Annotated in this window: 14 protein-coding genes, 1 tRNA gene, 1 pseudogene and 1 CRISPR repeat array; of the genes and pseudogenes, 8 read left to right on the top strand and 8 right to left on the bottom strand. The window is 71.5% G+C overall.

Annotation, left to right across the window (positions count from 1 at the left end; genetic code table 11):
* Window positions 1–42: 42 nt before the first annotated feature.
* Both BL253_RS31155 and BL253_RS31150 read right to left on the bottom strand, forming a co-directional pair.
* Window positions 43–1,464, bottom strand: coding sequence for an FHA domain-containing protein (locus BL253_RS31155; RefSeq protein ID WP_076820883.1), 1,422 nt, complete (start codon window positions 1,462–1,464; stop codon window positions 43–45).
* A gap of 289 nt (window positions 1,465–1,753) precedes the next feature.
* The gene (locus BL253_RS31150) at window positions 1,754–2,926 is read right to left on the bottom strand and encodes a PP2C family protein-serine/threonine phosphatase (protein ID WP_076820909.1); all 1,173 of its coding nucleotides are present in this window, start codon (window positions 2,924–2,926) and stop codon (window positions 1,754–1,756) included.
* A gap of 579 nt (window positions 2,927–3,505) precedes the next feature.
* Between BL253_RS31150 and rlmB the strand changes: the two genes are divergently transcribed.
* The gene (rlmB, locus tag BL253_RS31145; RefSeq protein ID WP_076820882.1) at window positions 3,506–4,624 is read left to right on the top strand and encodes a 23S rRNA (guanosine(2251)-2'-O)-methyltransferase RlmB; all 1,119 of its coding nucleotides are present in this window, start codon (window positions 3,506–3,508) and stop codon (window positions 4,622–4,624) included.
* A gap of 177 nt (window positions 4,625–4,801) precedes the next feature.
* Here rlmB and BL253_RS42550 read toward each other — a convergent pair whose 3' ends face one another.
* Complete coding sequence (locus BL253_RS42550; RefSeq protein ID WP_158230455.1) at window positions 4,802–4,951, bottom strand: hypothetical protein; 150 nt, start codon at window positions 4,949–4,951, stop codon at window positions 4,802–4,804.
* A gap of 959 nt (window positions 4,952–5,910) precedes the next feature.
* On the bottom strand, window positions 5,911–6,627 hold the full coding sequence (locus BL253_RS31140; RefSeq protein WP_081438878.1) for an acVLRF1 family peptidyl-tRNA hydrolase: 717 nt from the start codon (window positions 6,625–6,627) through the stop codon (window positions 5,911–5,913).
* A gap of 588 nt (window positions 6,628–7,215) precedes the next feature.
* Between BL253_RS31140 and BL253_RS40655 the strand changes: the two genes are divergently transcribed.
* Window positions 7,216–8,298 carry a hypothetical protein gene (locus BL253_RS40655; RefSeq protein WP_131831614.1) on the top strand — a complete coding sequence of 361 codons (1,083 nt, stop codon included), beginning with the start codon at window positions 7,216–7,218 and terminating at the stop codon, window positions 8,296–8,298.
* 85 nt (window positions 8,299–8,383) lie between these two features.
* On the opposite strand, the gene BL253_RS31130 is transcribed toward BL253_RS40655, so the two are convergent.
* Window positions 8,384–9,391: an acetamidase/formamidase family protein gene (locus tag BL253_RS31130; protein WP_076820879.1), complete on the bottom strand. Its 1,008-nt coding sequence runs from the start codon at window positions 9,389–9,391 to the stop codon at window positions 8,384–8,386.
* A gap of 669 nt (window positions 9,392–10,060) precedes the next feature.
* On the opposite strand from BL253_RS31130, the gene BL253_RS31125 reads away from it, so the two are divergent.
* The 3 genes from BL253_RS31125 (at window position 10,061) to BL253_RS31115 (ending at window position 12,387) form a co-directional block, all read left to right on the top strand.
* Window positions 10,061–10,282, top strand: coding sequence for a hypothetical protein (locus BL253_RS31125; protein ID WP_076820878.1), 222 nt, complete (start codon window positions 10,061–10,063; stop codon window positions 10,280–10,282).
* Between the two features lie 434 nt (window positions 10,283–10,716).
* Window positions 10,717–12,078 (top strand): winged helix DNA-binding domain-containing protein, encoded by a 1,362-nt coding sequence (locus BL253_RS31120; RefSeq protein ID WP_076820877.1) that lies wholly within the window; start codon window positions 10,717–10,719, stop codon window positions 12,076–12,078.
* 236 nt (window positions 12,079–12,314) lie between these two features.
* Window positions 12,315–12,387, top strand: a tRNA-Thr gene (locus tag BL253_RS31115).
* 604 nt (window positions 12,388–12,991) lie between these two features.
* Window positions 12,992–13,751: direct repeats of the CRISPR family, unit length 28 nt; unit sequence GTCGTCCCCGCACGCGCGGGGATCTTCC.
* Window positions 13,752–13,784: 33 nt separating this feature from the next.
* Here the strand turns inward: BL253_RS31115 and BL253_RS31110 are convergent.
* Window positions 13,785–13,907, bottom strand: a pseudogene (locus BL253_RS31110) (SAM-dependent methyltransferase); the annotation flags it as partial.
* Between the two features lie 320 nt (window positions 13,908–14,227).
* Window positions 14,228–14,833, bottom strand: a complete 606-nt coding sequence (locus BL253_RS31105; RefSeq protein ID WP_158230454.1) for an ATP-binding protein — start codon at window positions 14,831–14,833, stop codon at window positions 14,228–14,230.
* A gap of 517 nt (window positions 14,834–15,350) precedes the next feature.
* On the opposite strand from BL253_RS31105, the gene BL253_RS31100 reads away from it, so the two are divergent.
* Window positions 15,351–16,007, top strand: a complete 657-nt coding sequence (locus BL253_RS31100; protein WP_076820875.1) for an HAD family hydrolase — start codon at window positions 15,351–15,353, stop codon at window positions 16,005–16,007.
* A gap of 15 nt (window positions 16,008–16,022) precedes the next feature.
* On the opposite strand, the gene BL253_RS31095 is transcribed toward BL253_RS31100, so the two are convergent.
* Window positions 16,023–16,637 (bottom strand): hypothetical protein, encoded by a 615-nt coding sequence (locus BL253_RS31095; RefSeq protein WP_241835303.1) that lies wholly within the window; start codon window positions 16,635–16,637, stop codon window positions 16,023–16,025.
* A gap of 81 nt (window positions 16,638–16,718) precedes the next feature.
* Here BL253_RS31095 and BL253_RS31090 point away from each other — a divergent pair, with 81 nt between their 5' ends.
* Both BL253_RS31090 and BL253_RS43305 read left to right on the top strand, forming a co-directional pair.
* The gene (locus tag BL253_RS31090; protein ID WP_076820874.1) at window positions 16,719–17,396 is read left to right on the top strand and encodes an IS6 family transposase; all 678 of its coding nucleotides are present in this window, start codon (window positions 16,719–16,721) and stop codon (window positions 17,394–17,396) included.
* 14 nt (window positions 17,397–17,410) lie between these two features.
* The coding region (locus BL253_RS43305; protein ID WP_206745138.1) for a hypothetical protein at window positions 17,411–17,858 on the top strand (448 nt) is incomplete at its 3' end.

Below are 17,858 nucleotides of genomic sequence, written 5' to 3'. Positions count from 1 at the left end.
TCCGTCCGGGCGGTACTCCGCCCGGACGGAGCCAACAGAAACTCAGCGAGCGCGGATGGTGACTCGGGTCCAGGCGCCCAGGTAGACGCGGTCACCGTCCTGGAGTGGGATTCGGCCGTTCGGCTCCACCGGGTCCGGCTCGTCGTTGAGCCGGGTGCCGTTCGTGGAGCCGGGGTCCAGCAGGGCGTAGCTGCCGTCCGGCTGCCGCTCGAAGATCGCGTGTGCCCGCGAGATGCCCGGGTCCTCGGGAGCCCCCGAAAGGTCGATCTCCGGGTGGATGCCGCGGGACTCGCTGCGCCGCCCGACGAGCAGCCGGGGGCCGCTCAGCGGGAACACCCGGCGCGGGTAGAACGACGGGAACGGCACACGGTGGTCGTCGCCGCTGTCGTAGTACTCCCGCTCCGCCTCGACGACGGCCTCCCAGGCCGTCGCCACCGGCGCCCCGCCGCCGTTCCAGTTGGCGGCGGAGCCGGTGATGACCGGCTGGCCGTAGTCGGCGTCCTCCCTCGGCGGACCGGTCTGGCGCCGCCCGGTCGTGCTGGGGGCACCTCCGGGCACATGGCCGGTGGTGAAGTCCAGGCCGCAGTTCTCGCAGAACCTCGCAGCTGGTTCGTGGAACGCCCGGCAGTTCGGGCACTGCGGGTAACGGCCGCCAGCCCCGGGCGGCGCGGCCCGGTCGGCGCGCGCGCCACGCTCAACCCGGTCGAGGCCGTGGTCGTCGACGCCGAGCGGGTCCGCCTCGTAGCCGTAGCCGCGTTCGCCCGGCACGTCGGCGCTGTCCCGGCCGCCGCGGCCTCCGTACCCGTCCCGGTCCACGACGGCGTCGTCCCGGCCGCCGCGGGCGTAGCCAGCGGCGCCGGCGCCGGCGTCACGGCCGTACTGGTCACGACCGTAGTCATCCCGCTCGCCGACGCGCGGCGCATACCCACCGGAGCCGCCTTCGCGGCCACGGGCGTACGCGTCGCGATCCCGGCCGTCCGCGCCGTCGCGGCCGCGCGCCGGATAGCCACCGTCGGGGTCGTCCCGGCCGTCGCGACCACGCGGTGGGTAACCGCCGGGGTCCCGCCCTTCCAGGCCGTCGCGGCCCTCGACGCGGCCGCGCGGCGCGTAGCCGCCGTCCGGGTCGTAGCCGTCCTGGCCGTAGGCCGGGCGCGCCGGGCGTTCGTCGTAGCCGCTCGCGGCGCCGGGCCCGTATCCACCGCCGTACTGGTCCGCGGCATACGGGTCGGCACCGCGGCCTCCGCCGCGACCGTCGGGGTCGGTGTCACGGCGGATGCCGAGAGGGTCGTAACCGCCCGCTCCGCCGCCRCCGCGGCTCGATCCGCCCCCGTAGGAGCCGACTGGTGCGCCACGGTCGTCCGACCGATAGCTGTAGCTGTCCTGACCACTCGTGATGCGGAGACCGCACTGATCGCAGTAGTCGGGATCCTGGGACAGGTGCCCCTCCGGGCAGCGTGCGCTCACCTGATCACCTTCACCCGGACGGTCCTGGCCGGCCGGGCGCCGAGAGAGCCCCCGTCACGCTGGCCGACCTCGCTTCCTCTGACGAACCGTACCCGTTGTTGGATTATGGATCTGCACCGGCATTTGTAGGAGCCGCCGGGTTGTCTTGTTGCCTCACTGGTCGCCGCGGCCTCCGGCTGGATGGCCGACGGCAACGCCTCCAGTGTCGCAGCAACTTCCGGGCGGCCCRCACTGACCCGTCCGTGCTTACTCGCGCGGACGGTCAGGTGACCACCGGGTAACAACGCGTTCAACGGTCCACGCGGACCGCGACCGCGGTGATGTTGTCGTGCCCACCCTGGTCGATCGCGAAGTCGATGAGATGGCGGCCCACCTCGATCGCCTCGGCCTCCGGCGGCAGCTGGTTGATGATCGCGGCCATGACGTCCGGCCGGGAGGCGTAGTTCCACAGCCCGTCGCTGCAGACCAGTACCGTCGCGGGCGCCTCGATCGGGAACACCGCCGTGTGCGGTGCCACGTCCTCCGCGTCCCCCCCGAGCCACCGGGTAAGGGTATGGGCTCGCCGGTGCGTCTCGGCCTCCGAGGCCGGGATGAGGCCGGCCCTGGCGGCCTCGGCGGCCCACGTGTCGTCCGCCGTGAGCCGCTCCGACCAACGCGGGCCGAGCAGATAGACCCGGCTGTCACCCACCCAGCCGACGGTGACCGTGCTCGGCCCGTCGACGGTCGGCGGCGAGATGATCGCGGCGGCGATCGTGCACGAGGGGGCCATCCGGCCCTCGGCGGCACTGAGCTCCGCGATCACCTCCTGCGCGGCGTGCACGGCGTGGTGCAGCGCGAGCTCGGCCTCCTCGGGACCGAACCCGCCGACCAGGGCGCTCGGGACGGTGACCGGCTCCTCGCCGTACTCGTCGTCGGACGGCTCGAGGACGTCGAGCATCTCGGCGCCGGGGCTACTGCGCCCGCCACCGCGGCTCACCGGCACGGGGCGGCCGGGGCCGTGCGCGCGGATCGCGTCGGCGAGGATCACGGTCGCGGTCGCGGCGGCGGCCGACGACGCCTGCGCGGAGCCGGGTGTCGTCGACACCCCGTCGCAGACGACGGCGATCAGCGTCCCGTACACCTCGGCGACGCCCATGGCGTCCTCGTTGCTCGTGTGCCGCACACCCCGGTCGCTGACACCGGCGATCGCGCCGAGGTCCTTCTCCCGGTGGTCGGAGTCGCCGCTGGTCACCGGCGGGCCGACCAGCGAGAGCCCGCAGGCCTCGCAGTACCGGTCGTCGTCGTAGATGGCAGCGGCGCAGCGTGGGCAGCGGCCGGTGCGCTCGTCGATCAGGGACCGTCCTCTCTCCGGCATGCCGCGCTCACGCGGGTCATACCCGGACCCGCCTCCATAGCTGGACCCCCTGGCATAGCCGGACTCGCCGACGTCGTAGCCTCCAGCGGCGTCGTGCTCCACGGTCATCCCGTTCTCCGGCGTCCCATGCATCGGCTGTGTCGGCATACCGCGCCGGGGAGTCCCGTCGCGTAGGTCACTCCGGGCCGGGGCGAGGCAGGTGTCGATGGCATGGCTGCCCGACCCCCGCCGCGTCCGGACGGTGTGCGCGCAACCATTGTCGTGCCTCCTGCCCGCCGCGGTGCTTGCGGCGTCTCCCCGACCGGCTCGGATGCCCAGGGCCGGCTAGGGGAGAATCTTCGCAGCATAGGGCCCGATCCGTCGATGCCCGCGATCACGAGGTAAGGCGTCGCGTATGCGATCATCGCCTCGCCTGGCTTCGGGGAGTGATCGTCTCGACCACGCGTAGGGATGGGTGGCCCGGAGGCCGCGCTGACATGTCGCCAATGATTACTGATCGTGGTGGACATAGGCAATTTCCCTGGTATGGAACGCGCGCGTGTCCACACCGGCGACCGTCCGGTCTCGCCACGTCGCGACCGGCCCGGACGAGATCAGTTACCCTGAGGTGCTTGGGCAACCGCAGGTGGCGGCGCCCGGTCAGGGACAGCGGCCCGGGCGAAGCTGATGACGAGGGGTGACCCAGCGATGGCGACGGGACGGCGCGGCGGCGGCGGAGGCAGTGGAGTGGCCCGCGGCGGTCAGGGCGGCCGGGCGGCGAAGGCCGGGTCGCACCGCAAGGGCGCCGCGGCCGGCTCCGGTGGCCTGGGCCGTCGGGCGCTGCGCGGCAAGGGGGCGACCCCGCCGGCGGAGATGCGCAAGGGGCACCCGGCGCAGCGCCGCGCCAACGCGGCCGCCAGGGCCGACGACGCCGGCGCGCGGACGGGTGCGACGGGTACGGGTCCGGCTGGCGCGAGGACGGGCCGGGACGGCGCGGCCGCGCGAGGAGCGGCGAGTGGCGCGTCCACCTCTGGTGGTGCCGCGCGCGGCATGAGCGGGCGGCGAGCCGGGGAGGCCGACGAGCTGGTCGTCGGCCGCAACGCCGTCGTCGAGGCGCTGCGGGCCGGCGTCCCCGCGACGACTCTGTACGTGGCCAACGGTCTGGAATTCGACGAGCGGCTGGCGGAGGCCCGCAAGCTCGCCGGCCGCGCCGGGATGTCCGTCGTCGACGTCGGCCGGGCCGAGCTCGACCGGCTGTGCGGCGTGGCGCCGCACCAGGGCCTCGCGCTCGTCATCCCTCCGTACCGCTACGCGCACCCCGACGACCTGCTGAAGCGGGCGCGGGCCGCGAGCCCCGGTCTGCTCGTGGCCCTCGACGGGGTGACCGACCCGCGCAATCTCGGCGCGGTGACCCGTTCGGCGGCGGCCTTCGGCGCTCAGGGGGTAGTCGTTCCGGAGCGGCGCGCCGCCGGGATGACGGCCGCGGCCTGGAAGACATCCGCCGGCGCGGCGGCTCGGCTGCCGGTCGCGCGCGCGACCAACATGACCAGGACGCTGCGTTCGTTCGCGGACGGTGGGTTGGTCGTCGTCGGGCTCGCCGCCGACGCGGACGTCAGCCTCGACGACCTGGAAGCCGCTACCGACCCGCTCGTCCTCGTCATCGGTTCCGAGGGGCGGGGCCTGTCCCGGCTGGTGGGCGAGACCTGTGACCTGCTGGTCAAAATCCCGATGGCAGGCGAGGTCGAGTCGCTGAACGCCGGCGTGGCCGCTGGCGTCGCCCTGGCCGAGATCGCTCGGCGCCGGCGCGTCTCCCCACCGGTCGGCTGACCGGGAGCCTCGCCAGGCGGCCCAGCGCGGGCCGCGGACGACGGAACCCAAACGGGCGCGGCCCCGCGCCCTGAGGGCACGGGGCCGCGTCGCGGCGCTGTCGGGCCTGTCCGTCAGGCCAGGACCACCCTGTCAGGCCTGGAACCCAACTCGGCCGCCGCCGTGAGGAGCCGCCGTTCAGGCGGTGCGGGTCCAGCAGGGCCGGGCGTGCGTCGACGAGCCGTTGTGGGAGACCACATCGTGCCCTGAGAGGACGGCGCGCACGATGTCCGGGTCGGCGGCCGACTTGCAGGGGACGACGGCCGAGAGGAACCGGGGCGCGGACACGGCGGCGTCCGCGGGCTGAGCCGCCGCGAGCCCGGCGCCAATGCTGGCGGCCAGAACCGGGGCGAGTACGGCCGCGCGGAGGCGGCGTGACGATGGTGAAGCCTGGCGCGGCAGGAGGCGCCTCAGCCAGCGCGAACTGACGTGGTTGCGCGCAGTGGACACCAGAGTTCCCCCTCCCCACGTCGCCAAGGAATTCGTCCGGCCCAGCCGCGGGTTGACGCTTGCGGGCCGAGAGTCGCCGGCCCGCTCGTGGCTGTGTTGGTGACGCCGGACGGCCATCGGCCATCGGCCATCGGCCATCGGCCGCCGGCCGGCGCTCGGCCCTGTGGGCCGCTGGGCGTCGCGCCGCCGGTATGTGCCGGTCCGCGAGCCACTTCGGCGCTTGGCCGCGCCGTGATTCCTCGGGCCTGCCGCATGTTCCGTTCAACCGGACGGGGCAGGCACGCGACGTGCCGCCCGGTAGGTGCCCAACCCAACGCCGGGCACGGCGAACACCATGCCCCGGGGCCGGGCCGCGCGTAAAACCCGAAATCGTGGGTGACGCAAATCACGTCACACTGGGGACATCCGCGCGGCCGGTGGCTGGCTTAGGCGTGCCTGTGGATGATGCGGACAGTGGCGGGCCCCTTTTCCTCCGCGGCCACGGGCACGGCGCGTGGCCGGGCCGGCGCCGCTTTGGTCATGGGGTGGCCGAATGGCCGCGCTTAGTCGGCGACGTGACAAACGCCATTCCTGGACGGCTCGAAAACGTCAATGCTACTTAAATTGGTAATTGTCAGGCGAGTGCGGGAGTGGTCGTGAAGCGACCGGTCGGTCACCTGGCGGGACGTTGGGTCCCGGCCCGACGCCGGTTTCTTGCTTTCATCGAACTTCCATCGAAGGTCGAAGGTCGAAACCTGGATCAATGACGCATTGCGTTACCGGACCGCCCGGGCTGGATCAGGCCGGGCGGTTGCTCGTCACAGGGCGGGAGCTTCCGGCTCGACGACGCGGATGCGCACGGCGCGGAACTGGCCGGGCGACTCGTCGAGAACTCGCCGGCGTGGGTCCGGGACGGTCAGGAATGGCGGCACGACCAGTCCACGCAGCCGCCGGAGCCGCGGGTCGTCGAGAACCTGTTCCGCCGCGCGCCGCTCACCGCCGAGGACGACGGCGTCCAGCTCGGCCGCCACGGGCAGCAGGACGGCCGCCGCCACGTCGGCCGCGGCGGCGAGGGCCACCTTGACCTGGCCGTCGCGGCGCCGGGCGAACCGATGCTGCGACCAGCCGCCGGCCGCGCTACGCCCGTGYACCTGCCGGGTCCCCACCTTCGACGCGATCAGCCGGGGCCCGTCGAACACCCCCGCCGCGTGGCCGCCCAGCCGGACCAGCAGCACGCCGACCCGCCGGTCGACCAGCGCGTGCGCGGCGAGCTGGTGCGCGGGATCGCCATCCCCTGCGGCTACAGGCACGGACACGGGCGCCGCCACGACCTCGGTCGCGGCCGTGGCGGCCACGGCGGTCTCGGTGGCGGTGGGCGCGGACCGCAGGGGTGGGAAGGGCACCTGGCAGTCGGCCACGGCGCCGTCGGCCGCCGTCGCGATGAGGGCCAGCGGCGACGCCGTCCAGGCGATGGGGCCATGCCGTTCGACGAACCGGTCGAACCAACCGGCCAGCCGCTCAGGGGCGACGTTCACCCATCGGCCTCCACCAGCGGCCGGAAGCCCAGGTCCCATCGTCTCATCCTGACCTATGTCCGCTGGTCGACGGATCACCGCCCCCGCGCCGCGGTCGGCCCCGGCGATGGGCCGTCCCGCGGTTTCTGAGCGCGCCCGGCGTAGCCAATACGACATTGAGACAGGACAAGAATGCGACATTGCGGTGCCTCGACGTTGCGACGTTGCGCCAAGAAGCGGGTGCCGTGACGGTGTGTTCGGGCAGGGGATCATCGACGTGAAGGTGCCCCACCAACGGTGGCGAATCGTCTCCATCTTGTGGCACTCGGGAACCTTCGTACGTATTGTCCGAGTGGYATCGCCACCAGATCACAGGGCGCCGGGCGTCGCGGGAGCCGTCCCTCTGGTCGCACACCCGGCCCGGCGCCGTGGTGCGGCCGCCCGCCGCGCAACGTCGCCCGAGGCGGGGGACACATGGGCGACGGGTACGACCAGCCATCGTGGCGCGACGGCGCGCGAGACACTGCCGCGGGCGACAACGCGGGTGGATTCTCCGCGAAGGCCGCGCGCTCCGAGCCTGGCGCGGGAACCCGACGTGGGCCCGGCGGCGTGGACCTGGACGGAGAGGTCTGGGAAGCGGAGCTCGTCGACGAACCGTGGGACCCCGCCTACGCGTACACGGCCGACGACGTGGAGATCGTGGATCCGGACGCCCTCGAGCCGATCGTCGGCGCTGGAACGGCCGGCGCCACCGCGGCGCCCACCGCCTCGGCCAGCCTCCCGGACCCGGGAACCGGCCTGAGCGGCCCGAACGGGGTGAACGGGGTGAACGGGGCACCCGGGGCGACCGGGGCGACGCACGCGAAAACCCCGCCAACATTCGCGGGCTCCGCGGAACCGCGCGGATCCGCCGGGCTGGCTGACCCGCCAGGCGTCGAGGGGGCCGCTGGCGTGCGCGGGCCGGGGCATGGGCGAGCGCGACGCGCCTCCAGGGCGGGTGGGGCGGCGCGGCTTTCGCCGATGCCGGCGAGCCCGCCCGCGCGGCGGTCGGACGGGCGGCGAACGGTGCGGGGCTGGGTGGACGCGCTGTTCCACCGGCAGATGGGGCCGCTTCCGCTCGTGGTGGTGGCCGGCGCCGCGGTGCTCGCCCTGCTGATCGGCGGGCTTTCCTTCGTGGCCGTCGGGCGTGACGCCGACACCGATGGCGGCGGCGGGCGCGGGCCGGGTGCCGGGCCGGGCGGAGTCGCGGCACCTGGCGTCGCTGGCTCGGCCGACGACGGAGGTGCTCCCGGCTCGGGTGACTCCGGCGCCGCCGGGGCCGACGGATCGGTACTCGCCGGGGGAGCGGGACCGGCCGACGGCGGTGGCGGGGCCGAGGGAGCGGTCGGCGTGCCTGGTGGCACCGCGGGGCCTTCGGCCGCGACCGCCGAGGAGCAGTTGGCCTTGCTCCCCGCGCCGGCACCCGGTCAGCCCGTCGCGGCGGCCGGGCCCGGGTCCGGGTCCGGGTCCGACGGTGGCTCGGACGGTGAGAGCGGCTCGGGCGGTGGCGGGCAGGGTTCGGGCGGTGGCGGTGGCGCCCAGCCGTCCGCCGGGCCGAGCGCCGCGCCTGCGCCGTCCGCGTCGCCGACCTGCTACCCCGCTGGCTTCTTCACGACCGCCGTTCTCCGCTTCTGGGGCGTGCCGACCTGCTGACGTCCGCCGTGCGGTGCACGGCCGTCCGCCGTACCGCGGTCTGCTGGTGCGGCGGTGCGGCGGTGCGGCGGTGCGGCGGGAGGGGTCAGGACGTCGGGATCTGGGCGGCCAGTTCGCGCAGATGGCGGTGCAGGCCGTCGTAGGCGGTGGCCGGTGGTAGGTATGCCTTCGCGATCTTGGCCAGGGCGCTGTAGTTCACGTCGACGACGTTGGCCAGCGGAGCCTCGCTGATCTGGCTGAGTAGCTGGTAGCTGTCGAGCGTCTCCAGCCGGTACAGCTCGGACAGCCAGCTGACCATCTCCACCTGGCTGATCCGCCAGGCGTCCTCCAACGGCCGGCTCGATCCGACTGTGATCAGATGGGTGTCGCTCTCCAGCCGTGGCCACAGTGGCGCCCGGCCCTTGACCAGCTCGACGATCAATGTCACGTCCATCGCGCCCTCGACGGCTGTTCCGCAGGCCTCGCCCTCGCCCTGCCGGTAGTGCCCGTCACCGATGGAGAACAGCGCGCCTTCGACGTTGACCCCGAGGTAGCACGTAACCCCGGCCCGCATCTCCGGAGTGTCCATGTTCCCGCCGAACCGGTCGGGGACCAACGCCGAACGGGCCTCGTAGGCGGCGGGTGCGACGCCGACCGTGCCGAGCATGGGTGCCATCGGCAGGTCGAGCTGGAACTCGCTCGTCAGGGCGCTGAAGGTGACGGTGCCGCGCGACCGGTCGACCTCGTAGATCCAGGTGCGCTCGGGCAGCGGCGGCTGAAGGGTCGCCGTCCGATCCGTACCAGTCAGGCCACCGAAGAACGGGATCGTCGTCGACGCACCCCAGCCGCGCGCCGGAGTGAGATCGACGAGGTGCAGAACCAGCGTGTCGCCGGGTTCGGCGCCTTCGACGTAGAACGGACCGGTCTGGGGGTTGACGAACGGCATCATCAGCGCGCTGCTCGGCAGGTCGGACGTCGTCCGCAGCCGTCCGCAGAACGCGTCCTCCGTCCACAGCCGCAGGACGGTGCCTGGCCGCACCCGCCGGATCGGTGCCACACCACCGAACGTCCACGCGAACTGCTCGGGTTCCGGCCGGAACTCGACAACCTCCACCCGCGCCGCCTCCTCGCTCCCCGGCGCCGTTTCGGGACGCCGTCCACGATGTGCCGTTCGCCGTTCGCCGTTCGCCGCTGCCGCGCTGCCGCGCTGCCGCTCCCGCGCCGCCGCGCCGCCGGGTCGCCCGCGGTCGCACCTTCCGATGCCGTGGCCTACCTGTTCACCTGCTCGGGCACATCGGCGCGAATCTACGACCGTCCCGTTACGTCGTCGCTACGGGCCTTGAGGCGACCGAGTCGCCACCCGAGACCCATCCTGCATCTCGGGGGCGGCGGAGGGCGAGACCGGCGGGGTCCGCGGGCCTCATCCCGCCGAGGACAATTCTGGCGGGCATGTGCCTGCGCGTAACTTGCCGGTCGTCCACCGGCACCGGCGCGAGGAAGGCCCGAAATCGACGGGACGGGAGAGTTCTTTCTCCGCGCTGCGTGCGCCGAATATGTCGCCCGCCTGACAGGTACCCGGACGAGGGCTGCCGGCGATGCTGGCGAAGGTCGCTGACCAGGGGTTTTCCTGGTCCTCCCACGTCGGTTGCAGGAGCCTGCTCCCACCTAATCCCGAGCCGCCCGGGAACGCGTTCCCTTCCCCCGGGAACGTGGCGGACGCGAATATCGAGACGTCGCCGGCCGGATACCTGGGCCGTGAACTCGGGGGTACTCCCACGGCTGGATGGGTCTGTCCAGCAACTACGCCGACTGGGGCTACGCGAAGAACATCAGCTGGGGCTATGTGGGCACCTCGGTGACCGTGACCTACTACTTCAACGGCCTCACGGAGAAGGTCCGCATCCTTCCGTCGCAGAACGGCGGCGCCATCTCGTCCGACGGCCGCGAGACCTACGCCAACGGCGACGACCGCAACCTGGCCACCCAGCGTTACCACCGCTACTGATCGTTCCGGTACCCGGCTTGGCGCGCCGGCCCTCGGGGGGGCTGGCGCGCCAAGCCGCATCGCGGCCCGCGTTGACTCCCAGTCCCAGTCCCAGTCCCAGTCCCAGTCGCAGTCGCTCTTGATCGGCGTTTGGGCTCTGCGGTGGTCGTGGATGCGCGCCCGGCCTCGCCGCAACCACGGGAGGGCCGAAACAGCGATCATCCGGGTGGGTGACGGGGGAGGGATAGCACAGGGAGGGCGGACCCTGGCAGCGCGTCCCCGTCCCAGTCCCTGTCTCGGGACCGCGACCGCGACCGGGTCGGGCCGTCGAGGGCTGGGGCGGGATAGGTGGCGGCGTGGATCGCGGTTACAAGGTTTCACCGGCTCGGTCGCCAGGGGGTATCCCAGGCACACTGCCTGGGATGCCGGTCGTCCGCAGGCGGGATGCTGGAGGCATGGTGCGTTCTGATTCCGGCCCCGCTTCCGCTTCCTCCGCCGCCAAGGCCGGGCTCGCGGATGTCTCGCCGGTGGCGGCGGTGCGGCGGCTTACGTCGCAGCTGCTGGCCGATCCGCTACCGGCGGCCGGACCGAGCGCCGACGCGCGGGTCTCAACCGTCGTCGGGGCGGTCGGGCGGGTGCTCGCGGTACAGGCGCAGGACCTACGCGGTCTGCGGCTCGCGGTGCGTTCGCGTACCACTGGCCTGACAGTCGCGGACGTCGACCGGGCCTTCGCCGAGCGGAAGATAGTGGTGACCTGGCTGAACCGGGGAACGCTGCACCTGGTCCGCGCCGAGGACTATCGGTGGTTGCACGCGCTCACTGCCCCTCGGCAGGACGCCTTCGTCCGCCGACGACTCGTCGAGGAGGGCGTCTCGCCGTCCGAGGCCGATCGCGCGGTCAGCCTTGTCGAGCGCGCACTGGCCGACGAGGGCCCGCTGACCCGCGGGCCGCTGCGTGACCTGCTCGGAGCAGCTGGAGTGCCGGTTGTGGGACAGGCGCTCATCATGATCCTTGTTCATGCGAGTCTGCGGGGCATGGTGGTCCGTGRCCCGATGGCAGGTACGGAGCAGGCCTATGTGCTGGCCAGCGACTGGCTCGGCGAACTGGCGGCTCCGACAGCACCGTCCACCCTGTCCACCCTGTCCACCCCGTCCGCGCCTGATTCAGGGTCAGGGCCTGACCCGGGGTGTGCGCCTGCCCCGGGCATCGATCGTGACGCGGCCCTCTTGGAGCTGACGGCGCGCTACCTCGCCGGCCACGGCCCCGCCGATGACCGGGACCTGGCCATATGGTCGGGCCTGCCATTGCGCGATATCCGGCGCGGCTTCGTCCTGGCCGCCGAGGCGGGCAGGATCGAGGCCTTGGACGACGGGCGCGCGGTCACGCGAAACCAACCGGCCGGCCTCGGCGCCGACGATCCCGTCGACCCGGATACGCGCGGCACCGCCGACGAAGCTGGTCGGAGCGCTGCTGGCGGCGTTGGCGAAGACAGCTTCGAGACGACGAACCTGGAGGAACTACCGTCCCGGCTGCTCGGCCCGTTCGACCCAGTTCTCCACGGCTGGGCCTCCCGGGACTGGGTGACGGGCCCCCACCGCGGCATCGTCACCGTCAACGGGATCTTCCGCCCGATAGCCCTGGTCGCCGGCCGGGCCGTCGCGACCTGGACAATGCCGGCTGGCAAGGTCGTCTTGTCCCCCTTCGCCCCCCTCGCGCCGGACATCGAGGCCGCCCTGGAAACCGAGGCGACCGACGTCCAACGCTTCCTCGCTGGCACGGCCGACACACCCGCTGAGAACCCCGGCTCCGCCGGCTGAGGACTACGCATTGATCAACTGCCGGCCCTCAGCTTGGCGCATRCTCAGCCCAGGCTCGACCCGGGCTGAGGGATGGGCCGCGAGCAACTCGAACGAGCCACTCTGGCCGAGTGCACCAGGCGAAGCCGGCCGCTCCCGCCGCGGTGTCGGCCAGCGGCGTCCCGTCACGTGCCGTGGCTCGCTCCCCCTCCGGMCAGACGACCGGGCGCGGCCGGTCGGGTATCGTAGAGATCCACGCCGGCGTGGCGCAATTGGTAGCGCACCCGACTTGTAATCGGGCGGTTAGGGGTTCGAGTCCCCTCGTCGGCTCGATCAACATCCCGCTTACCTATGGGTTTGCGAATTTGATCTAGTCTTTTCGCATCGATGATCGTCGATGTGTGCTCATTGTGTGCTCATTCCGCACGGTCGCGCCATGGGGCATGATCATTTTTGGTGAGACGAGCCCAGATTTCTTCACCCTCTGTCACATCGGGTCGTGACGGATTGTAATTGGCGCTGGTTGTGTGAGGTAGCGCGGCGACGCCCCCTCTCTACTCTGATCGCCGCCCCGGCGCCGAGGCCCCGGCGTACAGCGTCGCCATCGTCCTGCCCCAGCTCGGCGACCGTGAGCCGCAGCCGACCTGTACCGATATCGGTCCTCGACGGCGTTGACGTTCGTGGGCTGCGGCACGACGGGTTGCTGATGTTCCTGGGCGTTGACGACGAGCGGGGCGCGACAGCGGGCGCATCGCGCGGTTGTCTCGGATGGCATCGGCAGGAAGCGGGCTGGAAGGGCGAAGGCCGCAAGGGCTTGGCGGTGGTCTCGTGCAGTCGTGCACCGCAAGGTCGGCGGTCACCGGTCTCGACCGTCGTCGGAGACGGACCGATGTATTTCACCCTTATCGCCCGCTAAACTCCCAGGTCATCAAGTGTCGTCCCCGCCCGCGCGGGGATCTTCCGCACCTCAACGACGCGACGACCTCGTTCACGCAGTCGTCCCCGCCCGCGCGGGGATCTTCCGCTGGTGTGCGTCAGTGCCGGCGGCGTCACTGTGTCGTCCCCGCCCGCGCGGGGATCTTCCGACCCATACGGCCTCCGCGTCGTCCGGGAGCTCGTCGTCCCCGCCCGCGCGGGGATCTTCCCACCCAGGAAGTCGTCTGCCAGGACATCGTCGCGTCGTCCCCGCCCGCGCGGGGATCTTCCGGTCCCCGGCGGGTGGAAGAACATCCGCATGGGGTCGTCCCCGCCCGCGCGGGGATCTTCCGATCCTTTGCGTGAAGGTTCCGTCGCCTCGCCGGTCGTCCCCGCCCGCGCGGGGATCTTCCGGCCGCCGGGCTGGAGAAGATGCTCCGGCTGGAGTCGTCCCCGCCCGCGCGGGGATCTTCCCGGTTTCCCGGACGGGGACACGTACACGGAGGGGTCGTCCCCGCACGCGCGGGGATCTTCCGCAGTTCGGGCGAGTGGCCGCCGGTCGGCTGGTGTCGTCCCCGCACGCGCGGGGATCTTCCCTACGGCGACGAGATCCACAGCGTGATCAGCATGTCGTCCCCGCACGCGCGGGGATCTTCCCTCACATCATTCGCGCAGGTCAGAGCCCACATCGTCGTCCCCGCACGCGCGGGGATCTTCCTGGGTCACAGGTCCGTTACCCCTCAGTCTCGCGGTCGTCCCCGCACGCGCGGGGATCTTCCCTGGCCTAATGGTGACTTACACCGGGCCACAGTCGGTGCCTGCGGGAAGTCACGCAGGACCTGCCCGGCTGCCTGGCGGTCGGCGGGAAAGTTGGTCTTGCCGCCCAGGTAGTAGTCGTACATACGCGCCGAATGCGGAACATCAACATTGAGCATGGTGGCTGTCACCTGCCATTCGGAGTAGCCCAGGGGCATGGCTGGCCGATCCTTTGAGGGATGGAGTTTCAGGGGTCGCGGAGCTGGGTGGTCAAGATCTGGGTGGCGACGACATCGCCGGCGCCGGATGTTCGCCGCTGCTCCGAATGGGCGGCGGAGCCACGGTTCGAGTCGCGGGGAGCGTTTCGGTTCCGCCGTGTTGTCGCGCACCCGGGCGGCGTCCTGGTCGGTCGATGCGGAAGCGGTGTTGATCACTGTGCCGCCGAAGAGTGCAGGTTCCGGATTCCGCGGTTCGGCTCAGGAGCTTCTGTTTCGTGCCGTCATCGCCATGAGTCGATCGGCCTGGGCGTCGCAGCGCTCCGCACGGTCCTCGGGGGACGGCGCCCGCGCAGAGTGGTGTGGGCAAGGAGGCAGTCGCGGACTCGAAGCAGCACGTCCAGGTCGATTCCGACGGCTGGGGCGGCGGTCTCGGATGGGGCCGTTGGAGTCCGGGCCGGCAGTGGCTTCGGTCCGTGGGCGCTGTCGGGTGCGGCGCCGTGGTGCTCGAGAACGGCTCGCACGACCTTGCCGGATCCTGTCGCGGTCGGATAGCAGCCCCAGGTGGCTATGGCCTCGACGAGATGGAGTCCGTGCCCGGACTCGGCCAGCGGGTCATGCACGCGGCGAGTCGGCAGGCCGGGGGCACTGTCGAAAACCTCGATCACAAGCCGCCGGCCAGTGTCAGAGAGCCGAAGGGCGATCCAGCTCGCCAACACGTCTGACGAGTCGATGCTGGTGGAGGCGTTGACCGCGTTGGCCACAAGCTCGCTGGTCACCAACCGTGCGTCATCCACGAACGCGAGCAGCCGCCAGCCCGACAGCGTCGCGTGCACCTGCCTGCGGGCGACRGCCGGCGCGGCAGGGGTGGACGCCAGCCATCGCACCACGGACCGTGTCGCTCCTGCCTCGTCGAGCACCGGTGGCTGTCGCGGCACATCGACGGGCGTGGCCGTTACCGTTGCTCTGGCAGCTGATCGCTCCGGTGCGCGAGGCGATTCGGAGGCAAGTCGATCTGAGTCGCGATGCCCCGAGGGTTCGACGCGGGTCACGGAAAGACGCTCCGGGGCGAGGGAAGAGGCAAGGCGATAACGCCTGACTCGGCGAGTGTGGTCCCCCGATCCCAGGGAGGCGCCTTGTCACCGGTGTTGTCGTTTGGCGTGCCACCGATCTTGCTGGGCGACGTATCCACCATGCATCCCTGGTCGCTGTGGCCCGCATCGGCTGTCGCCGGCAGGGCTCGGCGCGATCTCCGCCGGCCCGATCAGGAAACCCGGCTACTGGGGCGGGTAGTACCAGCCACAGTCCGTCCAATGGCAACCAGCCGATGACGGAAGGTAGCAGCGGCCGATAGCGTCATCCTGGAGGATTGAGTCATCCGCAGTCTGCCTAGTCGGGAGGGKCCGCGTGCCGATCAGATCGGTGTTCTTCGACGTGGGTGAGACGATCGTGGATGAGTCCCGGGAGTACGGGACGTGGGCGGATTGGCTGGGGGTGCCTCGGCACACGTTCTCGGCGGTGTTCGGCGCCGTGATCGCGCGTGGGTTGGACTACAGGGAGGTGTTCCAGGCGTTCCAGCCCGGGTTTGACCTAGGGGCGGAGCGGAAGCGGCGAGCGGCGGCCGGGCATCCGGAGTCGTTCGGTGAGGAGAACCTGTATGCCGATGCGCGGCCCTGCCTGGCAGGTCTGCGCGCCGAAGGTCTGCTGGTCGGACTGGCGGGCAACCAGACCGCCCGCGCGGAGGCCATCCTGCGGGCGTTGGATTTATCCGTCGACGTGATCGGCACGTCAGACGGCTGGGGTGTAGAGAAGCCATCGGCGGAGTTCTTCCACCGCGTCGTCGCCGAAGCGGGTTGTCCGGCCGGGGAGGTGCTCTACGTCGGTGACCGGCTTGACAACGACATCCGCCCCGCCCAAGCCGTCGGCATGGCGACCGCCCTCATCCGTCGGGGCCCGTGGGGTCACATCCTTGAGGACCCCGAAGTCGCCGACCGCTGCCTGTTTCACCTTGACTCTCTGAGCGACCTACCGGATCTGGTGCGCAAGCACAACGAGGCGAACTGACACTCCAGGCGCAGGTCACGACGCTGGTGACAGTGCTCTGATCTGCCCGTCGATGTGTCGACCGTGCTTGCTGTCTCCCAGCAGCGGCCGAACCGCGCGCACACGGTCCATCCCAGCCGCGTACCAGTCGGTGGTGAGCATCTCGATCGCTTGGCCAAGATAGTCAGCGACGCGGTCGCCGTCCTGGCCGTGCGCTCCGGCAAGATCGGCGAGGATGACGCTGCGCTGCTTGCTTCCCCGCGCGCCGAGGCGGTCGGCCGCTGCGGCCAGTCGGCGAGCAGCTTCCGGATGATCACCTGTTGTGAGGGCGGCGTAACCGGCGAACGAATCGAGACGGGCCGCGTCGTAGAAGTCGAACCACGCGAGGTCGCCGGCATCGTCGGGCAGCGATGCTTCGGCGAGGTCGATGTGGTGGCGGCTGGTTGCCGAGGCGCAGTTTCTGGCTTCGACCTCGGAGGACACGCAGTGTAACCAGGACCGGACGATGGGGTGGACGCCGTGCCAGCAGTGCTGCAGCGCGGCGGCGATCAGGTTCCGCGCACCGTCAGGGTCCTGACTGAACCCGGGGACGAAGGCCATGTGGCCGAGCACTGTGGCGGCAAGGGCGTGGTCGCCGGGGGTCTGTTGCACCGGCCGGGGCCGTGGTGTCCGCGGCGGGGGCCGCGGCATGATCGGATGATGGCTCGCTGCCGTCCTCGTCCGCCGGTCCCGGTGTCGGAGTTCGCCGGGTTCCGGTTCCCGCCCGAGTTGATCGTTCTGGCGGTGCGGTGGTATCTGCGGTTCGCGTTGTCGTATCGGGACGTCGAGGAGCTGCTCGCCGAACGCGGCATCGAGGTTGATCACGTGACTGTGTACCGATGGGTGCGCCGGTTCACGCCGTTGCTGGTCGAGGCAGCCCGGCCGTGCCGGCACCGGCCGGCCAGTAGGTGGTTCGTCGATGAGACCTACGTCAAGATCGCAGGTAGGTGGGCCTATCTCTACCGGGCCGTCGACCAGCACGGCCAGGTCATCGACGTGCTCGCCAGCGAACGGCGCGACCAGCTCGCCGCCCGCCGGTTCTTCCAGCAGGCACTGACCCATGGCCGCCGGCCGGTCGAGGTCACCACGGATAAGGCCCCGGTCTACCCGCGGGTCCTCGACGAGCTGCTGCCCGAGGCCTGCCACGTCGACGCCGCTCGGGAGAACAACAGGATCGAGTCCGACCACAGCCGACTCAAGGCCAGGCTGCGACCGATGCGCGGGCTGAAACGGCTGCGTTCCGCTCAGACGGTCAGCACCGGACATGCCTTGATCCAAAATATCCGCCGCGGCCACTACGAACTTGCCACCGACGCCGATCCGCGACTGCGGCTATCGGTCGCGTTCACCGAGCTCGCCGCGGCGGTCTGATCCTCGAGCCTGCCATGGCCTCCGCGCGCCCCCAGCCCTCCGAACGCAACAGACCCGACCAGTCCGCCGAGGATCGCCCGGGCCATGTCGTCGTACTCCACGGCGTGGACTTGTTTCTTACTGAGCCGGACGCCACTGAGGCCCCGCGGAATGCTGCTCGCGCTCACCGCCCGCAGCGGACCGAACTCGGTGAAGTCAAGGCGGACCGCGATGCCGGCGTCGACGAACTCCCTGATGATCGCGTCGGAGCCCGCGCGGTCCTGGTCTCTGAGCGTGTCCGGGATGAGAACGCACAGGACTGGCGCTGGAGGCGTCGACTGGTCGGACCGCTGGTCGGACCGCTGGTCGGACCGATGGTCGGACCGTGCGGCGATAATCGCCTTTCGGAGCGTGACGTCACGGAGGCCGCGTTCGGAGATCTGGACCCAGAGCTCACGCGGGAGGCCATCGCCGAAACTGTCA

The organism is Pseudofrankia asymbiotica (assembly GCF_001983105.1).
Lineage (GTDB): Bacteria > Actinomycetota > Actinomycetes > Frankiales > Frankiaceae > Pseudofrankia > Pseudofrankia asymbiotica.
Note: the sequence above shows the minus strand (reverse complement) of the source record. Positions and strands in the feature narration are given on the sequence as shown.